Raw genomic sequence first — 24480 nt, forward strand, 5'->3', positions numbered from 1 at the left:
GCCGACACTCCAGCCTCAAATACCTCACCCCGGCTCAGTTCGAATCACTCACCAACCACCCGAAATAAGAGAACAGGTTGTCCCTGAACCCTGCACCACCTCACTACGCACCGTCGTCCTTCTCTCTGACGTCGAATTCCAGTTTCCAGCGGCGGTCGGACTGTTTGTGGACGCACCAGAGTTCCAGAACGCCGAGTTCCGTCACCTTTGAATGGAAATTCACCGGCACCCACGTTTCGTCCGTGTCGTCGTCTTTCGGGAGTTCCATTTCCAGGTTCACCGTTTCGACAAGTTCGTCGTCGCTCCATGACGGCAGCAGCGTTCCCGGCTGATCTTCCGGGCGAACGGTGGAACCAAAGAAGCGGAACTTCGCCGGTTCGCCGACGATCAGGCCGATCTCCGATGACGGCACGTCGACGGCGGTGCCTTCTTCCATACCCTGAGCCACCACGCAGAGTGCTCGCAGAGGCCGGGGTGCTCCGGGAATGGCCAGGCCGGCGGTTTCGATGCCGACGTACCAGCTTCGAGCGGTGCCGCCGCGAATTCGCAGAGCACCGTTGGCTCGCGTCCAGCCGTAGAACGATGCTCCCAGCGACACCGCGTTTTCGAGATCGTGACTTCCCGCAAGCAGAGCCGGTCGTTCGCTGGGTTTGAACCAGCTTCCCAGCACCTTCATTAACTGCTCACGCAGCACGTCGGCTCGGAAGACGCCGCCGTTCAGCAGCACGTGAGTCGGCCGCACCGCACCGTCGTCGTCACCGTGACGAGCCAGAAACGCGGCAATGTGGCGAGTCACGCCGGTGTCGGCTTCGTACGGCAGGCCGATTTCCTGAAAGCCGGTCAGCATGGCTCGCTGAGGCTTCTCGTCGGGTTTGCATTTCGGGAAGAAGCCGTCGGTCAGCAGCTTCGATGCGATGTCGCGAGTCAGTTCAACGCTGATCGTTCCGCCGACCAGCTTGCTGCCTCGCCCGAGTACCGAGACCGTGTGAGTTTCCGGACCGTCTTCCGCCAGTAGCTTTTCCTTCGCCGCTCGGCACGAATGCCACAGCGACACCGACTGCCACGGGTCAAGCGTGACTCCCTGCTTTTCAAACAGTTGCGACGCCTTGTAAGCCAGAGCCAGGTCCATGTTGTCGCCGCCGACCAGCAGGTGATCGCCGACGGCTTTGCGACGAAGGTTGAGGTCACCGTCTTCGTCGACGACGTCCACCAGAGTCAGGTCGGTGGTTCCTCCGCCGACATCGACGACCAGTAGCGTCTCTCCGGCTTCCAGAGTCTTCCGCCAGCCGTCGCCCATCTGCTGTAGCCAGGCGTAGACGGCCGCCTGCGGTTCTTCGAGCAGGACCAGATCGTCCGGAAGTCCGGCCTTCAGCGCAGCTTCGCGAGTCAGTTCGCGCGCGGCGGGATCAAAGCTGGCGGGAACAGTGAGAACGACGTGCTGCTGAGCGATCGGCGAATCGGGGAACTCGGCGTCCCACGCTTCGACAAGATGTTCCAGGTATCGCTGGGACGCGTCGACGGGAGAGATCTTCGGCAGTTCTTCGGGAGCCTGCCACGGCAGAATTCGCGCGTGGCGATCGACCTTGCCGTGACACAGCCAGCTTTTGGCGGCTCCGACAGTGCGATCGGGGTTGTCGGCCGACTGCCGGCGAGCGAATTCCCCGACGGCATAGTCGGCACCGGCGACCCACGGCAGGTCACACGCTCCGGCCTGAGCTTCCGCGTCGGTTGCCAGGTAGGTGAACGAAGGCAGTGCCGGGCGAGCTTCGACGGTGGCGCGGTCCACCAACTGCGGCACCGGCAGCACCTGAGCGGCTGGAGCGTCTTCGTCGAGCTTCACGAAGGAAATCACGCTGTTGGTTGTGCCGAGGTCGATACCCACGGCGTATTGAGCGTTCGCGTCTGTCATGGAATCCTGCAGGCGTTCTGCGAGGTGCGGTGTGGAATGTCCGAAGTAATACCGCAGTGGCGAAAGGCTGGCAAATCGCGGAGTTTCGATTCCCGCAGCCGCGTCTGATGGCGGCAGGTTCTACCGGCATGCGGGAAGCCACGGGCGGCGGACCCCGCGAGCGGGCTGAAAATTCGGGTTTCCAGGCAACTCCTGCGGCGAAACAATGAGAATGAAGGTCTGGCGCTGTGCCGTGCGCGTTTGAAAGTCCCTCACATCGGTGCCGACGACACAAGGATACAACAATGGCTGATGGAAAGTGTGGCTCTGTGCTGGATGCGGCTCAGGAATCGCTGGTGCTGGCTTTGCAGGTGGCGGAAAAGACGCTGCTGGAATCGCCGGAGACTATTCAGCGAATCCTGAACGATCCCAAAGTCAAGACGGCCATCGAAGAAGCGGCTACGAAGCAGGCGAAGGAACTGATCGATCAACAGCGCAAGGGCAAAGCCGTCAGCAGCGAAGACGTTCGAGCCAAAGCGGCAGCGCTGGGAAAAGCGGTGTCCGCGCCGGCCAAAACGGTCGCTCTCCAGGAACTGGAAAAGACGGCCAAAGGAACGGCGGCGTACCGGAAGCTGGAACAGAGTCTGAAGGAACTCGAATGCGCTTGGAAACAGTCTCCCGTCGGCATCTGGGTCGATAAGCATAAGGGGCTGCTGTACATCGTCGGAGCCGGTCTGGCGCTGGAAAGTGCCATCGTGATGTATCACTTCAAAGCCGGTGATGAAGTCACGGAACCGCTGCTGAAGCTGACTCAGGGACTGGTCAAGTTCAAGGTGCTGGGCAACGTGGAAATCGCCGCGAAGGAAATCAAGTTCGTCCCGTCCAAGCGAGAAGTCGGCGCGACGATGCTGACCACAGCCACCTGGGAAAAGGTGAAGGTCAAGTTTGAAGCGGGCATTACGTTTCAGGACGCCAGCGTCGCTCAGGCCAGTGTGCGGGGCGATGTCGAAGTCAAAGTGATCAAGGGGCTGGACTTCAACGCTCACGGAGCCTATTCGTGGAACGCCCCCAGTCCGGACGCCCCGTGGCAGAATCAGCACCGCTTCGATCTGGGCCTGGGGATTTCGTATAAGAAGGCGTTCGGTGTCAGTCGCCTGACACTGCAGACGATGATGTTCGCCACACAGGATGCCGAAACCACGAAATACGGCGGCAAGGGAAGCCTGGATCTGAAGCTGACCGAATACGCCCGGCCAGGAGGCTATAAGGCATCGGTGGACCTGAACCTGAACGTCGGCGCGAATGAGATGATCAAGCGGCTGCCACCGGGTTCCGGCGCGGACCAGACTCGTTCCAGCGAATTCACATCGGGTCTTGGCATCACCGCCCACTTTTAGCGACCGAACCGCAACCATTGCGCGTCCAGGGCGAGTGACCGGCGCAACGATGCTTATCCGAAAGACGGCGCGTGCCGTCGGTACTGTCGCGGCGCCAATGGTGGCTTATTCCGCCGGCGCCGTGTTCAATTCCGGGTTCGAGCGACACCGTTCGGAAGCGGTGGATCGCAGCGTCTTGGTCAGCGTGATCTGGTTGCCGGTGTCGTTGAAGGAAACGTCATCGACTTCGCCGCAAATCACGTGAAGTCCGCTGGTCGTCGCGGGGTCGGACTGTCGTACTCGGGCAATAACTTCGGAGGCATTGAACCCCCGGCCTTCATCAGCGATCCGAAACCGCAACTCTCCGGGCTCCAGGTGCATTTCCAGTTCAATCTGCCGTCCCGCGAACCGGGAATCTCGTGAGCGGCTCAGGGCCTGCTCCACAAAATCATCCGCCGAACGGTTCCGCTGGTTGTTGTCGATTTCCAGATTGCCGTGAAAGTAGGCGTTCAGCAGTGCCTCGCGGACCGCGGCCGTGAGGCTGGCGACAGTGTCCGCGCGAAGCCGGTGGAGGCTGTGCAGTCGCGTTCGCACCAGATGCACCAGCGATCGAATCTGTTCCAGGTCATTGTCGATGGAAAACAGCGAACGATTCCGGATCACGTGGCGCAGCACGTCGCGGGCTTTCGACGAATCCTGTCCGGCCTTCAGGATGTCTTCCAGAGCCGGCACCAGATCTTCCGAAAGCCGGCGCTTCGGAACGTAGTTCACAGCTCCCAGTTCCATGCTTTGCGCGGCAATCTGATCGCTGCCCTGCGACGTCACCAGCACCACGGGAATCGTCGGGTAGCGTTCCATGACGGCCTGCAGAAACTGGCGACCGTCCATTTCCGGCATCACCAGATCGGTGACAACAACGTCAATCTCGCGGTTGCCCAGTTCATTCAGGCCATCCGACGCGCTGGGTACATCGACGATTTCCCATTCCGGCCGCTGCTTTCGCAGAAGTCCGACTCCGCGAGTCCGATCAGTGGCCGAATCATCGACGAACAGAATCACGACTTCCCTTGCAGTGCCGGATTGCGTCATCAATGCCAACTCCTGAACCTGCGAGTTGCCGGATTATCAGATTCACACCGTACCAACTCCGGATTCCGACGAAAAGCCGGCGGCGACCCGGAGCTCTGAAACGCCCACGCGGAAGCAACCACGCCAGCGACCGCCGTCGCAGGCGGATTCCAATTCCGTGATTGTCAACAGGAGCCCGGACAGGCGCGCGGCAGATGAACTGCTACCTGCCCGCAAGCCGCACAGCGCTAACTGCGGTTGTGTTCGCAGAGAACCGGGGATAGCGGCTGGCGGGTAGATTCTCATCTGCCGCGCGCCTAAGCCGTCCCTTGCGTGCGCACGCACAGACACTGACCTGACACTGCTGCGAACGGCTGCTAGACTTCCCGCGCCGAGTCCTGCGTCGATTGATTTTCCTGTTGTTTGTAAGGTGAAAGATGAAGGTTCTGTCGCTGGTTTCCGTATTGGTTTTGCTAACCGGATCGCTGTGCCACGCGGCCGACTGGCCAACGTGGCGGGGCCCGCATCGCGACGACGTGTCCGGCGAAACGGGACTGCTGAAGTCCTGGCCGGAAGGCGGCCCGAAGAAACTGTGGACGTCCACAGAAGCCGGAATCGGGTACTCCGGCGTTGCTGTCGTCGACGGCACGCTGTTCACGATGGGTGCCGACGGCGACACCGAATATCTGATCGCGTTGAAGGCCGACGACGGAACAAAGTTGTGGCGGACTCCCGTCGGTCCTCGGCTGGACAACAACTGGGGCGACGGACCGCGCGGAACTCCGGCCGTCGCGAACGGACTGGTCGTCGGTCTTGGCGGCAGAGGCGGACTGGTCTGCGCGTCCGCGGCTGACGGTTCCGTGAACTGGTCCGTTGAATTGACGGAACTCGGCGGCAGCGTTCCCGGCTGGGGTTATACGGAATCCCCGCTGATCGATGCCGGGCGAGTCGTTTGTACTCCCGGCGGCGGTCAGGGCACCGTGGCTGCTTTCGATCTGAAATCAGGCGAGAAGCTCTGGCAGTCAGACGGCGTGAAAGTGGGGGCCCACTATTCGTCAATCGTTCCGGTCAATCACTATGGCCGACGGGAATACATTCAGCTTACGGAAAAGAAGATCTTCGGTCTGGCGGCCGACGACGGCCAACTGCTGTGGGAACATGATTTCCCCGGCAGCACGGCCGTGATCCCCACACCGATCTACAAGAATGGTTTCGTCTATGCCACAGCCGGCTACGGCGCGGGATGTCTGCTGCTGAACATCAGTCCGCAGAACCAAATTGAACCGATCTACGAAAACAAGGTCATGAAGAATCATCACGGCGGTGTCGTGCTGATCGACGGACATATCTACGGATACAGCGATGGTCCCGGCTGGATGTGCCAGCAGTTCGACTCGGGCGAAATGGTCTGGAACGAACGAAGTGCGCTGGGCAAGGGATCGGTGACTTTCGCCGACGGCCGATTGTATTGTCTGAGCGAAGACGGCGGAACCTGCGTACTGGCCGAAGCCAGCCCCGATGGCTGGAAGGAACACGGCCGCTTTGACCTGGAACCGAAATCCGAACAGCGAGCCGACGCGGGCCGCGTCTGGACTCATCCCGTCGTCGCCAACGGTCGCTTGTATCTGCGAGACCAGGAAATCCTGTGCTGCTACGACATCAGTGAGTAAACGGTGCGCGCCTTCCGGATCCGGCAGTGCGAGTCGTTCGTTAGGCGATCCGCAGATGAGCAGTGACCAGTGCAGAGCGATAATTGCTTCACCCTCCCGTTTCAACGGGAGGGTCGCTGATCGAATGCCGTTCAGGCGTTCGATCGCGGGGAGGGCGACGCATGCGAAACTCACGCTGCGCTGACGCCCTCCCCTCGTTTGATCGCCTGAACGGCGATTAAACTCCGACCCGCGGTGCGAGGGTATTTTCTTATCTGCCGCACGCCTTATCGCTGTGCAGCGACACCTTCTCGGATGCTCTCTTCCTTGACGGCGTCTGACAGGGCCTTGTTGGGAATCATGGGCGACACGGCGCTGGCCCACCAGTCCCACTTGACCGGCTTGCCTTCCATCATGTTGCCGACGGCCTTCATGGCCTGTTCGAAATTGTTGGCGACGACGGTTGACAGTTTTTCGGCCACCAATTCGACCTGCGCTTTTGACGGAGAGGCTGTTCTGTAGACCCGGCTGGCGACCTGCGGGGCGAATGCCTGCGCGATTTCGCCGATGGCGGCCGTTCCGCCCGCCAGAGCAATTTCGCCAAGCGCTTTTCTGTAGTCTTCCGGTGTCAGTTTTTCGCCGCCAAGATGACGGGCCAGCAGTGTCCCGCCTTCTTCGCCGAACTTCGACGACATCGCCATTCCCACCGCCGCCATCCCGCCTCCTGCGGCAGCCGTCACCGGCATGGTGACGATGATCGAACCCCACTTGATGTAGGCAATCGCCGCCTTGCCGCCCTTCTGCATGGCCGAACGATGCCGCTCAATCGCATCCAGTGCCAGATTCACCTTGTCAGCAGCGCGTACCAGATTGCGATGCGTTTCGCGGAAGTTGCCAGTGGTCTTGTCGATCGCCAAAGCGCTTCGTGCGGCGGCAAGATCTGCTTCGATGGATGGAATCGTGTTGTTTTTCAGATCCCAGGGAATGTGTCGTTCCAGCAGCACGAAGTTTTCGGAGAGTCCCTTGCCGACTTCCCGCATCACGTCCTTGAATGTCGCTTCCGGCCAGCGAGTTTCTTCGTTGACATATCCTTTGATGCGAAACAGCTTCAGATCAACTTCCTGGATCCGCCCCTGGTACTGTTCAATCATCTGCTTCAGTATGGTCGGATCAACGCGTTTGCGCATCTCGCGGTACTTGCGAGCCTGCTCCTGTTCGTACACCTCTTGACCGTTCACTCGCACGTGCAGTGGAGCCATGTCGACAGAGGTCCAGCGAACTCCGGTTAGCGCGAAGTACTTGTTCTGCCAGCCGGTGGTTGCGGCCTTCACAACTTTCAGGCGTTCCGTCAGTTCGGCGCGTCGCTGTGCGGGGAGGTGTTTCTGCATGAGTTCGCCGTCGATGCGTGTCATTTCGGCCATGTTAAGCCTGATCTGATGCTCGACAATGCGTGCTGCCTGGACCATGACCGGTCTCCGATTGCTGGTCGCTGAAAATCTGCGGAAGGCGAGCATACGTCGGCCGACCGATCGCAGCGTCGCTACTGCCGGATGCCGCAACGCGTCGTGTCCGAAACGTGATTTCGGCGGAATTCGGAAATTCGCGGGCTGAACCGCGAACGACCGCGTCGGCTGCCTGGAGATTTGCTCCACCGGTTGCCAGGCTACGCCACTCGACACCGGCCCAGGCGACCGGTCCCGGCCGCTTCGCGCCGAACACACCACGGCACTCAACCAGAGATCCCCACGGTTATGGACAGCATCATCAGTCGGCTCAAATCCACACGCGATGCCGCGCAGGAACAGCTTTTCGACTTTCTGCGCATCCCCAGCATCAGCGCGGATTCAAGGCATAAACCGGACATGCAGCGTTGTGCTGAGTTCGTGCGATCGGCAATGGAAGCGGCCGGGCTGACCGCTCAGATCAATCCCACCAAAGGCCACCCGATCGTCTACGGCGAACGCATCGCAGACGAATCGCGGCCCACGATTTTGATCTACGGCCATTACGACGTGCAGCCCCCCGATCCTCTGGAGCTGTGGACGTCACCGCCGTTCGAACCGACCGTCCGCGACGGAAAGATCTATGCTCGCGGAGCCACCGATGACAAAGGCCAGTTGTTCACTCACCTGAAGTCTATCGAAGCGTGGATTCAGGAAACCGGGTCGCTGCCCGTGAACATCAAGTTCGTCGTCGAAGGCGAAGAAGAAGTCGGCAGCAACAACCTGGACCTGTTCCTGAAGGACAACACCGATCGACTGAAGGCCGACGTCGCCGTCATCAGCGATTCCAGCCAGTACGGAGACGGCGTTCCGGCGATCCAGTACGGCCTGCGAGGCATCGTGGCGGCCGAAGTGCAGCTGACCGGTCCATCGAAGGATCTGCACAGCGGCGTCTTCGGCGGTGCCGTGGCCAATCCCGTCAACGCTTTGACACGATTGTGCGGAAGCCTGGTGGACGAAAACGGTCGCGTGCAGATTCCCGGCTTCTACGACGATGTCGCTCCGCTGACGGAAAAGGAGCAGGCGGAATTCGCGAGACTGCCGTTTTCTGAAGCCGAATTTCTGAAGCAAACCGGCAGCAGCGCGGTGTTCGGAGAGGCCGGCTATTCCACTCTCGAACGCCGCTGGACGCGACCGACCTGCGACATCAACGGAATTCTGGGCGGATACACCGGCGAAGGCCCCAAGACCATCGTGCCGTCAAAAGCGATGGCCAAGATCACCTGCCGACTGGTGCCGACTCAGCAGCCGAAGAAGATTCTGGATGCTCTGGAAGCGTTCCTGAAACCACAGGTTCCGCCGGGCCTGAAATTTGATTTTCTGCGGTTTCACGGCTGCCCGGCATTCGTGTTTGATCCGACCAGTCCGTGGATTTCGGCGGCCAGCGAAGCTTTGCAGAAGGCGTTCGGCAACGCTCCGGTTTTCATCCGCGAAGGCGGTTCCATCCCGGTTGTGTCCAGCTTTCAGCAGATTCTGGGAATCGATACATTGCTGCTCGGCTGGGGCCGCAATACCGACGACCTGCACAGTCCGAACGAACATTTTCACGTCGCCGACTTCCACAACGGGATCACAGCCAGTGCATACCTCTGGGAAGCGCTGGCCGGTGTGAAGTCGTAACGCGGCCTGCGTCACGCGACGCATGACCCGTGGTCGAAGACCGGGCCGTCAGTGCGGTTTTTGAAATCCCCGCGGTTCACGACCGTTCGCGTTTCAGCCGGCGGAGTCACCGAGGATGAGCCAGCTATTCAGGACCCTTCGGCGATTGGTTGCTGAGGAAAAGTACGTCATCGGCCTGCACGCCTCCGAACGTCTGGAATAGCGTGGTATCATGGAATGGCAGGCGGTTGCCGGCATGCAGGATGGTGAGTTGCTGGCCGAGAAGCCGGATGCCGTGCCAAACCCGGCCGTTGACGTCATTAAGACACTTCCGGACGGAGCGGAGTTCAACGCAGTTTGGTCCCACCTGGAATCAAGCGGAGTCGCTAAACTGGTAACAGTTCATTTCTTTGACAGAGCGTAGCGATGCAGATTTCCGGAAAGCGAATTCGCCGAACGCGGCTTGTTCAGACGGACAAATATGTCGTGGCGATCAAGGTCGAGATGGTGATTCCGGATGAAGATCCTTCCGAACCCTGCTACGAATCCGAGACTGTTCAGCTTCTGAAAGAAGTGAAGGAGCGGGCAGAGCGGGGAGATGTCGAATGGTTGACTGAACGCGGCAAGGTTTACGCCGCCGTCGACGCCGCCTGACACCCGGTTTCAGCCGTGGTCCCGCACCCGGCTCAAACGAATTGTGAACACGGACACCGAAAGACAACATTCATGCTGGACCTGCAGTTCATCTGCGACAACAAAGATCAAATCGAACAAAACTGCCGCGACCGCGGCGTCAGCGTCGATGTCGCCGCCGTCATCGCTTTGCGCGACGAACGCAACGCGCTGATCGCATCAGGGGACGAACTTCGCCGACAGCAAAAGGAAGTGTCGGCGAAGATCCCGAAGGCCTCGTCCGACGAACGCCCGGCACTGATCGAGCAGGGTAAGTCGCTGCGCGAACAGATTGCCGAAACGGAAGCCAGTCAAAAAGTCCTCGACCAGCGACTGCGCGAACACCAGTCGCAGATCCCCAACATGACTCACCCCGATGCTCCCGTCGGCGGCGAAGACGACGCGGCGGAAATCCGAGTCTGGGGTGACAAACCAAAATTCGACTTCAAACCGCTGGATCACGTCGACATCGCCGCAAAGCTGGACCTGATCGACTTCGAAGCCGGTTCGCGAGTCGCCGGGCACGGATTCTATTACCTGAAGAATGACGCCGTGATGCTGGAAATGGCGCTGGTGCAGTTCGCGCTCAGCAAGCTGCGCGGCGAAGGCTTCACGCTGTTCACAACGCCCGATCTGGCTCGCGATTCCGTGTTGGAAGGCATCGGCTTCAACCCGCGCGGCGACGAGACTCAGATTTACAGCGTCGCGGATTCCGATCTCAGCCTGGTGGCGACGGCCGAAATCACGCTCGGCGGAGCCTGGAAGGACCAGACGTTCAATGTCGCCGACCTGCCGCTGAAGGTGGCCGGTCTGTCTCACTGTTTCCGCACCGAAGCCGGTGCTCACGGCCGAGCGACTCGCGGCATCTATCGAGTTCACCAGTTCACAAAAGTCGAAATGTTCGGCTTCACGGCTCCGGATGTCGAAGCATCCAACGCGTTCCAGATGGAAGTCGTTCGCATCGAAGAAGAGATCTTCCAGGCTCTGAAGATTCCCTATCGCCTGATCGACACGGCGACGGGAGATCTCGGCGGGCCGGCGTTTCGCAAGTTCGATCTGGAAGCCTGGATGCCGGGCCGCGGCGATGCAGGCGAATACGGCGAAGTCACATCGGCGTCGAACTGCACCGACTACCAGGCTCGGCGATTGAACATCCGCTGCAAGTCACCGGACAAAAAGGGAACTCAGTTCGTCCACACGCTGAACGGCACCGCGATTTCCTGCGCGCGAGCCATCATTGCCATCCTGGAAAACTATCAGCAGGCCGACGGCAGCGTCGTCATCCCGGAAGTCCTGAGACAGTGGGTTGGCACGGACCGGATCACGCCGCGGGCGACCAGCGCGACGTAACGCAGCCGGCGGGATTCAATGCGACCGCAGGTGCTGTTCGAGCGCCGCCAGCAGCGGGTCGATTGTTTTTGCCTGAATCCTGTGCGGCGGCGACCAGTCGAACCACTTGAAACCGGGATGTTCTGTCAGCACCAGATCTCGCTTTTCCGGCAGACGGCCAAGGAAAATCAGCAGCGATTTTTCAACAGGCCCGGTTCCCCTGCCGTAACGCTTGCCGCTGACCTGATAGCGGTGTTCGAAGCAAAACCCGGAATCGACTTCGATGTGGCTTTCGTCGATGCCGGTTTCTTCTTCCAGCTCCCGCAAGGCACACTGCAGATCCGTCTCACCCGGATCGACGTGGCCCTTGGGCAGATCCCAGCGGTCGTGATGTCGCATCAGCAGAAACGATTCGACCGGATCACCGGTCACGATCAGGAAGCCGCAGGAACGAGGTTCTTTGGCGGGCGGCTTGTCCCGCGAACCGCTTTTCGGGGAGCTGCTCTTGCCGGACATCGTCAGAGTCCTCCTTCGGGCGGCGGAAAGTCCGGGTGAAACGCGACATCGGGAATTCGCTGACCACGGTGTTCCGGTCGCGACGTAAACGGCTGCAGCACAGGCCTGCCGTTAAGACTGAGATAGTCCCGCAGCGTCCAGTGATTGACGGGAAACGCCAGTTCGTCCCACGGCAGTTGCGATTCCGCCGGCGGAAACAGTCCGACGTCCAGCGATTCGTCGCCAGCCTGCATTGCGGGACCGGTCAGGTCGGCCAGGTACACCAGATGCACCTGCCCGATTCGCGGGATGGAGTACGTCGCCAGCAGTGACCGGATGCGAACGTCTGCGCCGGCTTCTTCCCGAACCTCACGGCAGGCGCCTTCTTCCGCGGTTTCCCCGATTTCCAGAAACCCGCCGGGCAGCGACCAGAATCCATACCGCGGCGGAATGGCTCGACGACACAACAGGATCTGCTGTTCCCAGCAACAAACCGCCGAAACGATGATGCGGGGATTCTCATAGTGAACCCAGCCGCAGTCACGACAGACGTCGCGTTCGTGAGTATCGCCGGCCGGAACGCACCGCTGAAAATTGCCGTATTTCGAAATCGGTATGTTCATCACAGTTGCGGACGAATTGAACGTTCAGGATACGCGATGACTTCCGGTTCTATCGTGTCTCACCGCTGTCGGCCGGCTTTGAAGCGTCCGCGTCGGTCCCGGAAGCGGAAGCCGAATCGACCGAACCCGCCGGCGACGGGCGGACTTTGACGAATCCGGAGATCCCGACGATCACGGCTGCGATCAACAGCACGACTCCCATCCACTTCCTGGCGTCGTCGCGAATCTTCTGAGTCCCCGCGCTGCGTCCCACCAATGCCGACGCAAAAAAGAACACGACCAGCGCCAACAGAATCTTGATTCCCAGCAGCATGTGGTAGGTGCCATCACCCTTGTGCTGCGGACCGGTGACGGCAAGGTAATTGTAGAACCCGCTGGTCAGGAACAGCAGAATTCCCACATGCACGAACCTCTTCCAGCGGTTACGGATCTTCTGCGCCAACTCGGGAGATTCGCCCTGCATCGCGGGCATCAGTACGAGCCAGTTGAACGCCGTCCCGCCGACCAGCAGAATGGCAACGCCAACGTGAGCCACTCGGGCAATCAGCGGAAGCACCATCGAACCATCCATTATCCGTCTTTCAAATCAGATCGCGGCCGGCAGAAAATCAGGCTCCATCGGCTGAAAATGCTCTGCCAGCGGCAGAAGCAAACTTCCGTGGTTTGAGCCAACGCCAGTCGGAAACAGAAAACGCTCGCGACGAAACCGTGCGAGCGTTAGGAAATCGAAAGTCATGCCGCTTTGCACAACACAAAGCGTGATGAAGAGCCGCCGATCAGACTTGAACTGATGACCTATGCTTTACGAAAGCATCGCTCTGCCAACTGAGCTACGGCGGCAAATTCGGACATTCGACCGGTTGAATCAGCCCGCGTCGAAGTGTCGGGAAGTATCGGAATCAGTGGTCCGCTTTGCAAGTGGGAAAACGTTGTTTGCCAGCGTGCAGCGCGGCTGGGTTCCCGCCTGCGCGGGAATGACGGGGTGTGTTTGGCTGCGGGGCAGGGACACGGCGATGTTACTTTCGGTTCGAGGCTGCCTGGTGAAGGCGGTAGAGTTCCTGCATCGCCTGCATCGGCGTCATGTTGTCGAATTCCAGGCAGCGGATTTCGTCAACGAGCGGGTCTTCCGGCAGTTCGAACAGGCTCAACTGCTGTTTGCGCTGTGAACGAGTCTGGCGTTCGGGGACCGCTGGGCGACCATCGTCGTTGACGTGCTGGTTTTCCAGAGTCTCCAGAATCGTGGCTGCCCGTTCTGTCACCGGCCGCGGGACTCCTGCCAGCTTTGCCACATGAATTCCGTAACTGCGCCCGGCCGCGCCTTCGATGACGCGGTGCAGAAAGATCACGTCGTCGTTGTTTTCCTGAACCGACACATGCCAGTTCGCCGCGTGTTTCAGCGTGCGAGTCAGGTCGGTCAGTTCGTGATAATGCGTGGCGAAAAGAGTGCGGCAGCGCGTTTCGTCGTGCAGGTATTCGGTGATGCTCCAGGCCAGCGAAATGCCATCGTACGTGCTGGTACCACGGCCGATCTCGTCCAGAATAACAACGCTGCGGTCGGTGGCCGTGTTGAGAATTCGAGCGGTCTCGGTCATTTCGACCATGAACGTACTTTGCCCCCTGCCGAGTTCGTCGCTGGCCCCGACTCGCGCGAAGACGCGGTCGGCGATCCCGATCCTGGCCGACGCCGCCGGAACGAACGACCCCATCTGCCCCATGATCGTGATCAGCGCGGCCTGTCGAATGTAGGTGCTCTTGCCGGCCATGTTCGGCCCGGTGATGATCTGAACCAGGCCATTGTTCGCATGCTCCGGCATTTCGCTGGAACGCGGATCTGCCTGGTCGTCCGTCGCAAATGCCTGCGCTGCGCCGGGTTCGACGGAACCGGAGTCGCGCCGGACGGCTTCCACTCCCAGCCTCACGTCGTTCGGCACGAATTCGCCGGACGGCATCAATCGGTCAAGTACCGGGTGACGTCCTTCGCGAATATCCAGCACCGGTTCAGAACAGACTTCCGGCCGACAGTAATCCGCGGCCGCTGCCAGAACCGCCAGACCGACCAGCACATCAATCTCCGCCAGGGCATCCGCCGTGGACAGCAGCCTGGCGACGTGTTCGCCGACTTCCGCCTTCAGTTTCGAAAAAAGCTCCTGCTCCAGAGCCTTGCTTTGATCTTCCGCCCGCAAAACCTTGTCTTCGTACTCCTTCAGTTCCGGAGTGATGTAGCGTTCCTGATTCTTCAGGGTTTGCTTGCGGATGTAGTCATCAGGAACTTTGCTTAGATGCGTTCCGGTGACTTCCAGGTAATAGCCGAAGACCTTGTTGAAGCCGATCTTCAGGCTGGGAATGCCGGTTCGTTCGCTTTCCTTTGCCTGGTAGGCGGCGATCCACTGCTTGCCGCCTTTGGACAGATCACGAAGCTCATCCAGAGTCGCGTTGAATCCCGGACGAATCACGCCTCCGTCGGCAACGGTCAGCGGTGGTTCGTCGACGATGGATTCCTGAATGACATGACGAACGTCGGGGCACAGATCGATACGCTGTTCCAGCGTCTGCAGCCGTTTGGCGTTTCGCTGAGCGAGTTTCGCCCGCAGCTTCGGAAGCTGTTCCAGAGTCGATGCCAGGCAGGTCAGATCTCGCGGGCTGCAGCGACCGGTGGCAATGCGGGATGTCAGTCGCTGCAGGTCGTACATCTGTTTCAGCAGGTCGCGAAGATCGTCCCGCAGCGTCAGGTCGCTGACGAGTTCCTGCACGGAATCCAGCCGCTGACTGATCTGCTCGATGTCGGTCAGCGGACTTGACAGCCAGTCGGCCAGCAGGCGGGCTCCCATCGGTGTGGACGTTTCATCAATGACATCCAGCAGGCTCTGTTCGCGCCGGCCTTCACGCATGGTGTGCGTCAGTTCCAGGCTGCGGCGAGTGGCTTCGTCGATCACCATGTGCCGCTGGCGTCGGTACGATTCCATGCGAACAATGTGCGGCAGCGCGGCCTTTTGAGTTTCGCGAATGTAATCGAGTAAAGCTCCCGCAGCCGTCACGGCGGGTGAATCTTCGTCAATGTCGAAGCCTTCCAGCGTCTTCGTGCCGAAATGTTCCTTCAGCAAACGAAGCGAATCGTCCCTGGAAAAACACCACGCGGGGCGAGCGGTCAGGACTGGTCCGCCAAGATCCGCTCGCTTGACAGGCAGGTCACCGTCGGACGCTGCACCTTCCGGAACCAGACATTCGGCCGGCCGAATCCGCGCCAGTTCGTCCTGCAGCACGGCCGGTTCGATTTCCGAAACCAGAAACCGCCCGGTGGACACTTCCAGCCAGGCCAGACCCAGATTGGTTTTTGAAGGCGCGACGGCCGCGATGAAGTTGCTTTCACGCGGATCCAGCAGTTCATCTTCCGTCAGCGTGCCCGGTGTGACGACTCGCGTGACTTCGCGGCGGACCAGTCCCTTCGCCGTTTTCGGGTCCTCCACCTGATCGCAGATGGCCGCGCGGAAGCCGGAATGGATCAGCTTTTGCAGATAGTTGTCGAGCTGATGATAGGGAAACCCGGCCATCGGAATCGGGTTTTCGGACGACTTGTCGCGGCTGGTCAGAGTCAGTCCCAGCACGCGCGCGGCGTTTTGGGCGTCTTCGTAGAACAGCTCGTAGAAGTCTCCCATCCGGAACAGCAGGATCGCGCCGGGATTCTCGGCCTTGACCTCCCTGTAGCGTTCCATCATGGGGCTAAGCTTGGTCACCGCTTGTTCCTGCGGAGGTCGAAGTGGAAAAAATACGGCTGGCAGGATACTGGACGTTGGGAATTGAGAATGGAGGACGCTAAGCCACGCCGCATTCTCAATTCGCTATTCTCAATTCCCTCATCCCTCGTTTCCCTCGTTCCAGTGCTCCAACCCTGGAACTCGCTGCCAGAAAGGCTCCGCCTTCCCGCGAACCCGACGTCGGGATTCGTCAAACCCGAGACACCCGGTTTGACGTTCGTGACTTGTCCCGCGGCCTCACACCTGCTTTTCATCCGGGAACAGCATACTGACGCTGGTTCGGTCGTGGATGCTGCGGATGGCCTGAGCGAACAGCGGGGCGACGGAGATGATTTCCAGCTTTGGCGTCAGTGGTTCAAAGGGGGCTTCGATGGTGTCGGTCATGAACATTCGTTCGATGAGGCTGTTCTGAATTCTGGCGGCAGCGCCGCGGGACAGCACTCCGTGAGACACCGCGGCATAGATCTCTCTGGCGCCGCGCTCCTTCAGGACTTCCGCCATGCTGCACAGTGAACCGCCGGTGATTGTGAAGTCGTCCACCATCAGCACATTGCGGCCTTTCACGTCGCCGATGACTTCCAGAATTTCGGCCTGTTCGGAATGATCGGTGCGCGTCTTGTTGCCGATGACAACGGGGACTCCCAGCAGGTTGGCAAACGCGGCGGCTGACTTGGCGAATCCGGCGTCCGGGCTGCAGATCACCAGGTTGTCGATTCCCAGCGTCTGAATGTGCTCACAGATGACCGCGCGAGCATACAGATGATCGACCGGAACGCTGAAGAAGCCCTGAATCTGCGGGCTGTGCAGGTCCATGGTCAGCACGCGGTCGGCTCCGGCCGCTTCGATGGCGTCGGCGCACACGCGAGCACGAATCGACACGCGCGGCTCGTCCTTCTTATCGCCCTTCGCGTAGCTGAAGTACGGGATGACGGCTGTGATGTTCTGAGCACTCGCGCGCTTCAGCGCGTCGATCCAGAACAGCAGTTCCACAAAGTTGTCATTGACCGGCTGGTGAACTCCCTGCACGATGAATGTGTCCCGGCCGCGGACGTTTTCCAGAATCCGCACGAACACGTTGCCTTCGCTGAACACCTGAGCCTGGCAGGGAGTCAGCCGCACTCCCAGTTCGTTGGCGATCTTCTGAGCGAAGACGGGATTCCCGGAGCCCGCAAGAATCGCCAGATCTCCCTGAGGCGGCTGAAAACGGTGCAGACGCGGCCCCTGTCGACTGTCGGGCGAGTTGGAAACCGGATTCATGAATGACGAGCCGGGGCAGGGTCGAAGACGGGTTCGTGAGGCGGCGAGCGGGCATCTTATCGGTGGGAAATGGTAACTCAAGCGGAGTCCGCCGTCCGCTTTCCGTAATCCGTCGATCAGCGCGGCATCTCTCCGGCACGAAGCGAAATTCGTTGCACGGGGTCACCCTGCGGACAGCGCGCGGGCTTTCTGGCATTCCATGCATTCGACTCTAGAATCCCCGTTTCGTCAGCCCGGTTGTCTGCGAGCTGACGTCGCGCCGAACGCCGTTGCGGCATGTTCGGCAGCGAAAGCCATCACTCCATCGAAAGCCCCGCGATGACAAATCGCATCTGGAATTTTTCCGCCGGCCCGGCCGTGCTGCCCGAAAGTGTCCTTGAGGAAGCCCGCGACAATCTGCTGTCGCTGGGAAAAACGGGAGTCGGCATCTGCGAACATTCACATCGCGGCAAGGCGTTTGTCGCCGTGGCGGAGGAAGCGGAGGCTTTGTGCCGTGAGATCGCCGGCATCCCTGACAACTACAAAGTGCTGTTTCTTCAGGGCGGCGCGTCGCTGCAGTTCGGCATGGTTCCGATGAACTTTCTGTCGCCCGATCGGACGGCTGATTATCTGGTCACCGGATCGTGGTCGCAGAAGGCCGTCAAGGAAGCGAAGTTGTTTGGGAACGTGCATACCGTGTGTTCCAGCGAAGACCGAAACTTCAACTACATCCCGATCGAAAACCATTTCAGCGAGTCGCCGGAGTACGTTCACTTCACATCGAACAACACAATCTTCGGCACTCAGTTCGCGCATGAACCGGCGGGTTTCAGCAACGCCGCGTTTCTGGTCTGCGATGCCAGCAGCGACATCTTCAGCCGCCCGATCGAGGTGTCCCGGTACGGCATCATCTATGCGGGAGCACAAAAGAATCTGGGTCCCAGCGGCGTGACGCTGGTCATCATTCGCGACGAACTGGTCGACCGCGCCGGCAGAGATCTCACCGCCATGATGCAATATCGAACTCACGCGGCCAATGAGTCAATGTACAACACGCCGCCGACGTTCGGCATTTATCTGATGATGCTGGTCTTCCGCTGGATCAAAGCCGGCGGCGGACTGGAAGGCATGCAGCAGCGCAACCAGGCGAAGGCCGAAAAGCTGTACAACTTCCTGGACAGCAGCAGCCTGTTTCAGCCGACAGCGCGCGAAGACAGCCGGTCGCTGATGAATGTCTGTTTCGTCACCGGCGATGAACAGAAGGATGCGGCATTCGTCAGGCAGGCCGAAGCCAGCGGCTTCAGCGCTTTGAAGGGACACCGCAGCGTGGGCGGCATGAGAGCCAGCATTTACAACGCATTTCCTCCGGCCGGTGTCGACGCATTGATTCAGTTCATGAAGGACTTTGAAGCGGCCGGGTAGGGCAACGGTCAGCATCCGGCAACGTGTTCGGTGCCGATCGCGGGGGACGCGCGGAATCCGGCCTATTCGGCGGCCCTGCGTCCGCGGCGCTGCATGCCGTCGAACTGAGCCTTGCGGCGAAGCGTGTGATGATAGTGCTGTGCGAAGCGGTGCGATTCGTCCCGCACGTATTGCAGCAGCCGCAGCGCATACGAATGACGGCTCAGACGATGCGGTTCGTCTTTGTCGGGAACGTAGATTTCTTCTTCCCGCTTGGCGAGCGAAATTGTTGTCGGCGGAGTCACTCCGATGTCGAGCATGGCCTGGACCGCTGCGTTCAATTGGCCTCTGCCACCGTCGATCAGCAGCAGATCCGGAAACGCGTCGCCTTCCTGAGACAGACGGCGGAATCGGCGTGTCACGACTTCGCGCATCGACGCGAAATCGTCAACGCCTTCGACCGACCGGATTCGGTAGCGCTTGTAGCCGTGCTTGAACGGCAGTCCGTCGATGAATTGAACCATGCTGGCGACCGTTTCGCCGCCCTGCAGATGAGCGATGTCCATGCCTTCGATGACTCGCGGCGTTTCCTTCAACTGCAGCACCTTCTTCAGTCCCGCCAGCCCTTTTTTGGGATCGATGTAGAAGACTTCCGGCTGGACATGCTGTTCCAGGTCGCCTCGCAGATTCAGTGTGTTGATGGCCTGAATGTCGTCGCGGATGCGGGCCGCCTTTTCGAATTTCAGTTCCGCGGACGCCTGCTGCATCTGCTTTTCCATCTGTTTCAGCAGGCGTGACTTTTTGCCGTCCAGCAGCAGCTTCAGCCGGCGGATGTCTTCGCGGTAGTCTTCGCGGCTGATCTGCAGGTTGCACGGAGCCGTACATTGCCGGATGCTGGCCAGCAGGCACGGCCGAAACCAGCGCCAGCGTTCGTCAGCGGCGTCAATGTCCAGGCTGCAGGTGCGAAACCGAAAGATCTTCTGCAGGACGGCGATCGTCCCGCGAAGCTGACCGGCGTTCGTGAACGGACCGTACAGCTTGACTCCGCTGGGCTGCGGCGTACGCGTGAATTCGATTCGCGGATAGTCTTCACGCGTGGTGATCTGCAGATACGGGAACGTCTTGTCGTCTTTCAGCAGCGCGTTGAACCTCGGCTGAATATCCTTAATCAGCCGGGCTTCCATCAGCAGCGCGTCGACTTCGCTGTCGGTTTCGACGTAATCGATGTCGGCGATTTCTGTCACCAGTTCCGCGGTGCGTCGGTCGACCTCGGCCGCCTTGTTGAAGTAGCTTCCCGCGCGGCTGCGCAGATTGACCGCTTTTCCCACATAGATGACTCGTCCCTGAGCATCCTTCATCAGGTAAACACCGGGGGACGACGGGAATTCTCGCACTTTTTCCCGTGGCGAAAGCGGCTCGGCCGTGTGGTTCTGAGGCAGATCCACGCTGTGATGTTCAGTTTCGGGATTCGTCATGGAAGAAGCAGCGGCTCGTTGCAGCCAGCCCGGCCGGAAACCACACGGTGACGCAGCGGCAATCGTAGCGGGTGTCGGTGTCGAGACCAATGTGTCCTTTGTTTCACCGGAAAACGCTGCTGCGTGATTCCCACGTGCGTCTGCTTTGTGCCGGTCAACGACCCGTTCGCGTCAGGAACAGACAGCGAGGTTTGTTCTGCGCAGAGCAGTCTGCGATTCCATGCATGGGGCAGACGTCACTGCCGAAAACGCCGAACGGTCGGCCGCGTCAGCGATGTTTACGGCGGCCCGTGCATTGCGAACGGCCCGAACGTCGGCGGCTACGTCACTTCTTCCGTTTCCTGGCGACTGTCGTCTTCAACAAACAGCAGCGGGCTCATCTCTGTCTGGATGCTGACCAGATACGCTCGAAGTTTGGCATAGACATCGCCGGCGAAATCTTCGGCCTCCAGCACCGCCAGCATTCTGTCCAGCATTTGTTGATCGCTGACAACTTCGGCATCGAATTCCTTGCTGGCGGCGCGCAGTTCCAGAAGCTTCGGAAGATAGGCCTGACGCATGTGTTCGCTGAGAGCTCGTGCCAGGTATTCCGCCTTTTTGAAGCGTTCCACAAGCGGAAAATCTTCAGGTTTTTCGTTGTCCGGCATCGTAGTCGGCCCTTCTGCACGGGATTGCACGGGCGGCTATTAGAACACGCCGGGTCGACGAACGTCAACGGCGAAGTGACGTCGGCGCCGATCACCCTGCACGCTGAAAACTCACGCGCCGCGAAAGGTGCCTTCCATTACAAATTCGACGATCGGTTTGCGTCCGGAGGGTTGTTCTGCCTGCCGCATTCCGTCGGGAAGATCTGCCGGATCGCCGGGTTTACCGACCGCCACCATGATTTCGACGGCGTAGTCATCCGGAACATTCAGCGTTTCTCGCGCGGCAATCTGATCGAAGCCGGCCATCCCGTGAACCACCAGTCCCATGACGGCTCCCTGCAGCGCGAGGTTTTCGAAGGCGGCTCCGGCGTCAAACGTATGCACGCGATTCGGCTTGCCGTTGCGTTCGAACACTTTGTGAGACAGCACGACAATCAGTGCCGCCGCGTTCGCACACCACGTCTGATTGGCTTCCGCCAGCAGGTCGAAAAACGCTGCCCATTGATCGCTGTTTCTGCGGGCGTACAGAAACCGCCACTCCTGTTCGTTGTAGGACGACGGTGCCCAGCGAGCAGCTTCGAACAGCGTCATCAGCTCCGTATTCGAAAGCGGTTCGCCGCTCATCGCGCGAGGTGACCAGCGTCGCAGAAAAATATCGCTGATGGGAAATTCGGCCGAACGATGCTGCAGCGGGTCGGGAAGGTTCGCCATGAAAGCTGGTCTCCGGAAAATTCGAAACAACTGCGCGGCGGAAGTGTAGGCCACCGGCAGCGGGGCACGATGCGATTCTAGGTGTTTGTCCGGGAAGTGGTGTTTGAGTGGTTGGGTTTTGGGGTGGAGTTTTTGATTTTTTTGAATCTCTCGTCCGACTGCAGAAGATGTCGGCGGACGGTGCGGAAAATGGGCGGGACACGCAGGCTCGGAGTGGTGATGGCAGCGCGGAATCCGCGCAGACGGCTGCGCCACAGCCTGTTCAGCCGACTGCCGGCGCAACGCTTCTGAACAACTTCAGCAAGTTGTGAGTCAGGCACACCAGCGTCCATTCTCCCTTCATCTTCGCGAGGCCTCGCAGGAGGAATTTGCGAAACCCCTGAACGTGTTTGATCTGACCAAACACCGGTTCAATGATCACCTTCCGCCGGGCATATTCCCTGCGGCCCTTCTTTGTCCGGTTCCGGCGAGCCATCTTTTCCTTCGCCGTCAGGTTCTGCGGCGGCCGGCCTTTCGGCGAATCGGGAACCGCTTCGTTGTGCTTCTGACGACCGGTCGCGATGAACACATCATCAATGCGGTCATTGGCGTCCAGAGCGTTCATGTTGTCTTCGCTGAAATAACCCGTGTCAGCGGTGAACGCACCAACGTTCTCTTCGACGCCAGCGGCCTCCAGATTCTCGAGGGCCTGATCGGTCATCGGCACGGTCTGACGAACGTCGTTCGCCTGATCGGTCACGTCGGCGGCAACAATGATCTGCTGCTCGTTGGCCACCGCCTGAGCGTTGCCGCATTGGTCAAACCCTTTGTTCGAAGTCTTCATGATCTTCGATTCCGGGTCCGTGAAATTGCGTTGCGCTTTCGGATCTGGAACCGCTTCGTCCGGGTTGGTGCGATGGCTGCGGCCTTCGGCTTCCATCCGGTCAACATGGTCCCGGGCCTTCTGTCGAGCCTCTTCTTCCAAAGCCAGGTCATGCCTCAGGCATGCTACGCAAACCGTGCTTCCAGAATCTTCGCCAGCCGGCTTTCGCGACGCTTCAGTTCGTCGGGAATCTCATCGCCCGCCAGATCGCCGAACTGATCATCGTCGTCGGCATCCGCTTCACCGGCCCGAGCCAGCAGAGCATCGATTTCCTGCTGCAGGCGTTCTGCTTCCGGCCCCATCCGGTCGTAGCTCATCGCCTTGTGCCGCGAAGCGTTCGCGTTGATCTTTGTGCCGTCCAGCGACAACCGTCCGACCTTCAGCAGACCGGCTTCGCGGCACAAAATCAGCACCTGCAGAAACAGCGGCTGCAGGTGTTGCAGATGCCGGGCCCGAAATTCGGCAATCCGGCGAAAGTCGGGAATGTCTTCGCCCACGATGACTCGAAAGGCCGCGTCGGTCGCACACCGCTGCATGATCTTCCGCGACGAAAACACCCCCTGACTGTAGGCATACAGCAACAGCACCAGCATCATCCGCGGATGCGGCGTTCTCGGCTTGCCCGGCAAGGCGGCGGCTGGCCACCGTTGCCGGTGTCGTAATCGTCAACGATCGGCGAGACATCGATCTGAGCGGTGACATCCAGCAGAAAATAAACCAGATGATCTTCGGGCAGCCAGTCCCGAGGCGACGGCGGAAACAGCCAGCTCGCATCCGGCTGCCATTCGCGAAACTTAGGCGTGCGACAGATGAGAATTTCCCTGTAAACTGGTCTGTATGCAATGGGATCGAGGCGAGACACTACGGGGGAATCGGTTTTGGGATGAGGTGAGTGAACAAGGGGGATTGCCATGGATGGCGGAGCAGATCAGTTGTTGATTTCGGCGGCCCGTCAGATGCGGGGATCGGGGCGGCGGATGTTTCTCGCGGATGTTTGCAGCACGCTGTGTAACGGCAGTTCGCGGCAGGCGGAGTATCGGTTTGGCTGGGGACGTAAGACGATCGAAAAGGGAATGGCCGAACGGGCTCTGACCGGGGAGCAGCTTGCCAGTCGGCCGTCCAGCGGCAACCGGGGACGCCGGCCGACCGAACAGCAGCACCCGCAACTGGCCATCGATATCCGGCTGATCGTCGAGCCACACACGCAGCCGGACCCGGAACTGAAAACCAGGCGGCTCTACACCAACCTGTCGGCCGCGGAGGTGCGAGCGGCGCTGCAGGAAAAAGGTTACACCGAAGCCGAACTGCCGAGCGAACGCACGCTTCGCGACATTCTGAATCGCATGAACTATCGGCTGAAGCGGATTCAGAAGGCAAACCTCTGAAGAAAACGGAACACACCGATGCGATCTTTGACAACGTGAAGGCGGTGCGATCTTCTGCCGCCGATGACCCGGAAACACTGGAAATTTCGGTCGACACGAAGGCCAAAGTAAAACTGGGCGAATACTCTCAGGGGGAAAAAACCAGAACCGACAGCGACGGAAACGTCGTCAAGGCGTGGGACCATGACCCGCCGACCAAAGACAAGCTGGTTCCGTTCGGTGTGCTGGAACTGGCCAGTGGTTTGCTCACATTGATCTTCGGGACGCGTGAATGCAGCGACTTTTGGGGCGACGGCCTGACGCTGTGGTGGGAAGGAGTTCGCAGTCGCTGCCGGGGTATTCGGCGTCTGGTGATCTATCTCGACAACGGACCGAAGAATTCGGGAGTCACGCGAAAGTTTCTTCGCCGGATGGTTCAGTTCGCCGACTTCTCGGGCCTGGAGGTTCGACTGATTTATTACCCGCCGTATCACAGCAAATATAATCCGATCGAACGCTGCTGGTCGTCGCTGCAGCGGAAATGGAACGGTGTGCTATTGACCTGCTGGCACGTCGTCCGCGCGTGTGCCCTGAGAATGACCTGGTGTGGTCAACATCCGAGCGTTCACAAGATCGACGACCCGTATCACAATGACGCTCCGGTCACCAACGCCGAAATGAAACAAATCAACGCCCGACTCGAACGATCAACAACTCTCAGCAAATACGACGTCACCATCAAGCCACTCAAACCCCGCGGCAGGTAAATTCTCAACTGCCGCACGCCTTAGGCCTGCGACAGATGAGAATAGTCCCTCCCGTTGAAATGGG

At 59.8% G+C, this 24480-nt stretch carries 18 protein-coding genes, 1 tRNA gene and 2 pseudogenes; 8 read left to right on the top strand and 13 right to left on the bottom strand.

Annotated elements, in window-relative coordinates:
- Nucleotides 1-103: 103 nt before the first annotated feature.
- Nucleotides 104-1909 carry an Hsp70 family protein gene (locus R3C19_25970; GenBank protein MEZ6063811.1) on the bottom strand — a complete coding sequence of 602 codons (1806 nt, stop codon included), beginning with the start codon at nt 1907-1909 and terminating at the stop codon, nt 104-106.
- A gap of 284 nt (nt 1910-2193) precedes the next feature.
- Here R3C19_25970 and R3C19_25975 point away from each other — a divergent pair, with 284 nt between their 5' ends.
- On the top strand, nt 2194-3285 hold the full coding sequence (locus R3C19_25975; protein ID MEZ6063812.1) for a hypothetical protein: 1092 nt from the start codon (nt 2194-2196) through the stop codon (nt 3283-3285).
- A 105-nt stretch (nt 3286-3390) separates the two neighbouring features.
- Here R3C19_25975 and R3C19_25980 read toward each other — a convergent pair whose 3' ends face one another.
- On the bottom strand, nt 3391-4353 hold the full coding sequence (locus tag R3C19_25980) for a response regulator (protein ID MEZ6063813.1): 963 nt from the start codon (nt 4351-4353) through the stop codon (nt 3391-3393).
- Between the two features lie 416 nt (nt 4354-4769).
- On the opposite strand from R3C19_25980, the gene R3C19_25985 reads away from it, so the two are divergent.
- Nucleotides 4770-6002: a PQQ-binding-like beta-propeller repeat protein gene (locus tag R3C19_25985; GenBank protein ID MEZ6063814.1), complete on the top strand. Its 1233-nt coding sequence runs from the start codon at nt 4770-4772 to the stop codon at nt 6000-6002.
- Nucleotides 6003-6268: 266 nt separating this feature from the next.
- On the opposite strand, the gene R3C19_25990 is transcribed toward R3C19_25985, so the two are convergent.
- Entirely contained in the window at nt 6269-7447 is a 1179-nt protein-coding gene (locus R3C19_25990; GenBank protein ID MEZ6063815.1) for a hypothetical protein, read from the bottom strand.
- 285 nt (nt 7448-7732) lie between these two features.
- On the opposite strand from R3C19_25990, the gene R3C19_25995 reads away from it, so the two are divergent.
- From R3C19_25995 to serS, 4 genes are all read left to right on the top strand, one after another.
- Entirely contained in the window at nt 7733-9103 is a 1371-nt protein-coding gene (locus R3C19_25995; GenBank protein MEZ6063816.1) for a dipeptidase, read from the top strand.
- Nucleotides 9104-9314: 211 nt separating this feature from the next.
- Nucleotides 9315-9506, top strand: coding sequence for a hypothetical protein (locus tag R3C19_26000; GenBank protein ID MEZ6063817.1), 192 nt, complete (start codon nt 9315-9317; stop codon nt 9504-9506).
- Nucleotides 9507-9568: 62 nt separating this feature from the next.
- Nucleotides 9569-9736 carry a hypothetical protein gene (locus R3C19_26005; GenBank protein ID MEZ6063818.1) on the top strand — a complete coding sequence of 56 codons (168 nt, stop codon included), beginning with the start codon at nt 9569-9571 and terminating at the stop codon, nt 9734-9736.
- A gap of 72 nt (nt 9737-9808) precedes the next feature.
- Nucleotides 9809-11104, top strand: a complete 1296-nt coding sequence (serS, locus tag R3C19_26010; protein MEZ6063819.1) for a serine--tRNA ligase — start codon at nt 9809-9811, stop codon at nt 11102-11104.
- A gap of 15 nt (nt 11105-11119) precedes the next feature.
- Here the strand turns inward: serS and R3C19_26015 are convergent, their stop codons facing one another.
- The 6 genes from R3C19_26015 to R3C19_26040 all read right to left on the bottom strand — a co-directional run bounded on the left by R3C19_26015 (nt 11120) and on the right by R3C19_26040 (nt 17210).
- Entirely contained in the window at nt 11120-11599 is a 480-nt protein-coding gene (locus R3C19_26015) for an NUDIX domain-containing protein (protein ID MEZ6063820.1), read from the bottom strand.
- A 2-nt stretch (nt 11600-11601) separates the two neighbouring features.
- A complete protein-coding gene (locus R3C19_26020; GenBank protein ID MEZ6063821.1) occupies nt 11602-12201 on the bottom strand; it encodes an NUDIX hydrolase in 600 nt (199 codons plus the stop codon).
- Nucleotides 12202-12250: 49 nt separating this feature from the next.
- A complete protein-coding gene (locus R3C19_26025; protein MEZ6063822.1) occupies nt 12251-12772 on the bottom strand; it encodes a hypothetical protein in 522 nt (173 codons plus the stop codon).
- 196 nt (nt 12773-12968) lie between these two features.
- Nucleotides 12969-13041, bottom strand: a tRNA-Thr gene (locus R3C19_26030).
- A gap of 176 nt (nt 13042-13217) precedes the next feature.
- Nucleotides 13218-15932, bottom strand: a complete 2715-nt coding sequence (mutS, locus tag R3C19_26035; GenBank protein MEZ6063823.1) for a DNA mismatch repair protein MutS — start codon at nt 15930-15932, stop codon at nt 13218-13220.
- A 258-nt stretch (nt 15933-16190) separates the two neighbouring features.
- Nucleotides 16191-17210, bottom strand: coding sequence for a ribose-phosphate pyrophosphokinase (locus R3C19_26040; GenBank protein ID MEZ6063824.1), 1020 nt, complete (start codon nt 17208-17210; stop codon nt 16191-16193).
- Nucleotides 17211-17528: 318 nt separating this feature from the next.
- On the opposite strand from R3C19_26040, the gene serC reads away from it, so the two are divergent.
- Nucleotides 17529-18611 carry a 3-phosphoserine/phosphohydroxythreonine transaminase gene (gene serC / locus R3C19_26045; protein MEZ6063825.1) on the top strand — a complete coding sequence of 361 codons (1083 nt, stop codon included), beginning with the start codon at nt 17529-17531 and terminating at the stop codon, nt 18609-18611.
- Between the two features lie 62 nt (nt 18612-18673).
- On the opposite strand, the gene R3C19_26050 is transcribed toward serC, so the two are convergent.
- The 4 genes and pseudogenes from R3C19_26050 to R3C19_26065 form a co-directional block, all read right to left on the bottom strand.
- Nucleotides 18674-20065: an excinuclease ABC subunit UvrC gene (locus R3C19_26050; protein MEZ6063826.1), complete on the bottom strand. Its 1392-nt coding sequence runs from the start codon at nt 20063-20065 to the stop codon at nt 18674-18676.
- Between the two features lie 320 nt (nt 20066-20385).
- On the bottom strand, nt 20386-20712 hold the full coding sequence (locus R3C19_26055) for a hypothetical protein (GenBank protein MEZ6063827.1): 327 nt from the start codon (nt 20710-20712) through the stop codon (nt 20386-20388).
- Nucleotides 20713-20823: 111 nt separating this feature from the next.
- Nucleotides 20824-21423, bottom strand: a complete 600-nt coding sequence (locus tag R3C19_26060; GenBank protein MEZ6063828.1) for a nitroreductase family protein — start codon at nt 21421-21423, stop codon at nt 20824-20826.
- Nucleotides 21424-21685: 262 nt separating this feature from the next.
- Nucleotides 21686-23102, bottom strand: a pseudogene (locus tag R3C19_26065) (IS1182 family transposase).
- A gap of 256 nt (nt 23103-23358) precedes the next feature.
- On the opposite strand from R3C19_26065, the pseudogene R3C19_26070 reads away from it, so the two are divergent.
- Nucleotides 23359-24416, top strand: a pseudogene (locus tag R3C19_26070) (transposase).
- The last annotated feature ends 64 nt before the right edge of the window (nt 24417-24480 follow it).

The sequence above is a fragment of the Planctomycetaceae bacterium genome, from assembly GCA_041398785.1.
In the GTDB taxonomy this organism is placed as follows: domain Bacteria; phylum Planctomycetota; class Planctomycetia; order Planctomycetales; family Planctomycetaceae; genus JAWKUA01.

Bases quoted from the DNA above. Each gene is read 5' to 3' on its own strand.
- R3C19_25970 (MEZ6063811.1), bottom strand. From the start codon at position 1,909: ATGACAGACGCGAACGCTCAATACGCCGTGGGTATCGACCTCGGCACA.
- R3C19_25975 (MEZ6063812.1), top strand. From the start codon at position 2,194: ATGGCTGATGGAAAGTGTGGCTCTGTGCTGGATGCGGCTCAGGAATCG.
- R3C19_25980 (MEZ6063813.1), bottom strand. From the start codon at position 4,353: ATGACGCAATCCGGCACTGCAAGGGAAGTCGTGATTCTGTTCGTCGAT.
- R3C19_25985 (MEZ6063814.1), top strand. From the start codon at position 4,770: ATGAAGGTTCTGTCGCTGGTTTCCGTATTGGTTTTGCTAACCGGATCG.
- R3C19_25990 (MEZ6063815.1), bottom strand. From the start codon at position 7,447: ATGGTCCAGGCAGCACGCATTGTCGAGCATCAGATCAGGCTTAACATG.
- R3C19_25995 (MEZ6063816.1), top strand. From the start codon at position 7,733: ATGGACAGCATCATCAGTCGGCTCAAATCCACACGCGATGCCGCGCAG.
- R3C19_26000 (MEZ6063817.1), top strand. From the start codon at position 9,315: ATGGAATGGCAGGCGGTTGCCGGCATGCAGGATGGTGAGTTGCTGGCC.
- serS (MEZ6063819.1), top strand. From the start codon at position 9,809: ATGCTGGACCTGCAGTTCATCTGCGACAACAAAGATCAAATCGAACAA.
- R3C19_26015 (MEZ6063820.1), bottom strand. From the start codon at position 11,599: ATGTCCGGCAAGAGCAGCTCCCCGAAAAGCGGTTCGCGGGACAAGCCG.
- R3C19_26020 (MEZ6063821.1), bottom strand. From the start codon at position 12,201: ATGAACATACCGATTTCGAAATACGGCAATTTTCAGCGGTGCGTTCCG.
- R3C19_26025 (MEZ6063822.1), bottom strand. From the start codon at position 12,772: ATGGATGGTTCGATGGTGCTTCCGCTGATTGCCCGAGTGGCTCACGTT.
- R3C19_26040 (MEZ6063824.1), bottom strand. From the start codon at position 17,210: ATGAATCCGGTTTCCAACTCGCCCGACAGTCGACAGGGGCCGCGTCTG.
- serC (MEZ6063825.1), top strand. From the start codon at position 17,529: ATGACAAATCGCATCTGGAATTTTTCCGCCGGCCCGGCCGTGCTGCCC.
- R3C19_26050 (MEZ6063826.1), bottom strand. From the start codon at position 20,065: ATGACGAATCCCGAAACTGAACATCACAGCGTGGATCTGCCTCAGAAC.
- R3C19_26055 (MEZ6063827.1), bottom strand. From the start codon at position 20,712: ATGCCGGACAACGAAAAACCTGAAGATTTTCCGCTTGTGGAACGCTTC.
- R3C19_26060 (MEZ6063828.1), bottom strand. From the start codon at position 21,423: ATGGCGAACCTTCCCGACCCGCTGCAGCATCGTTCGGCCGAATTTCCC.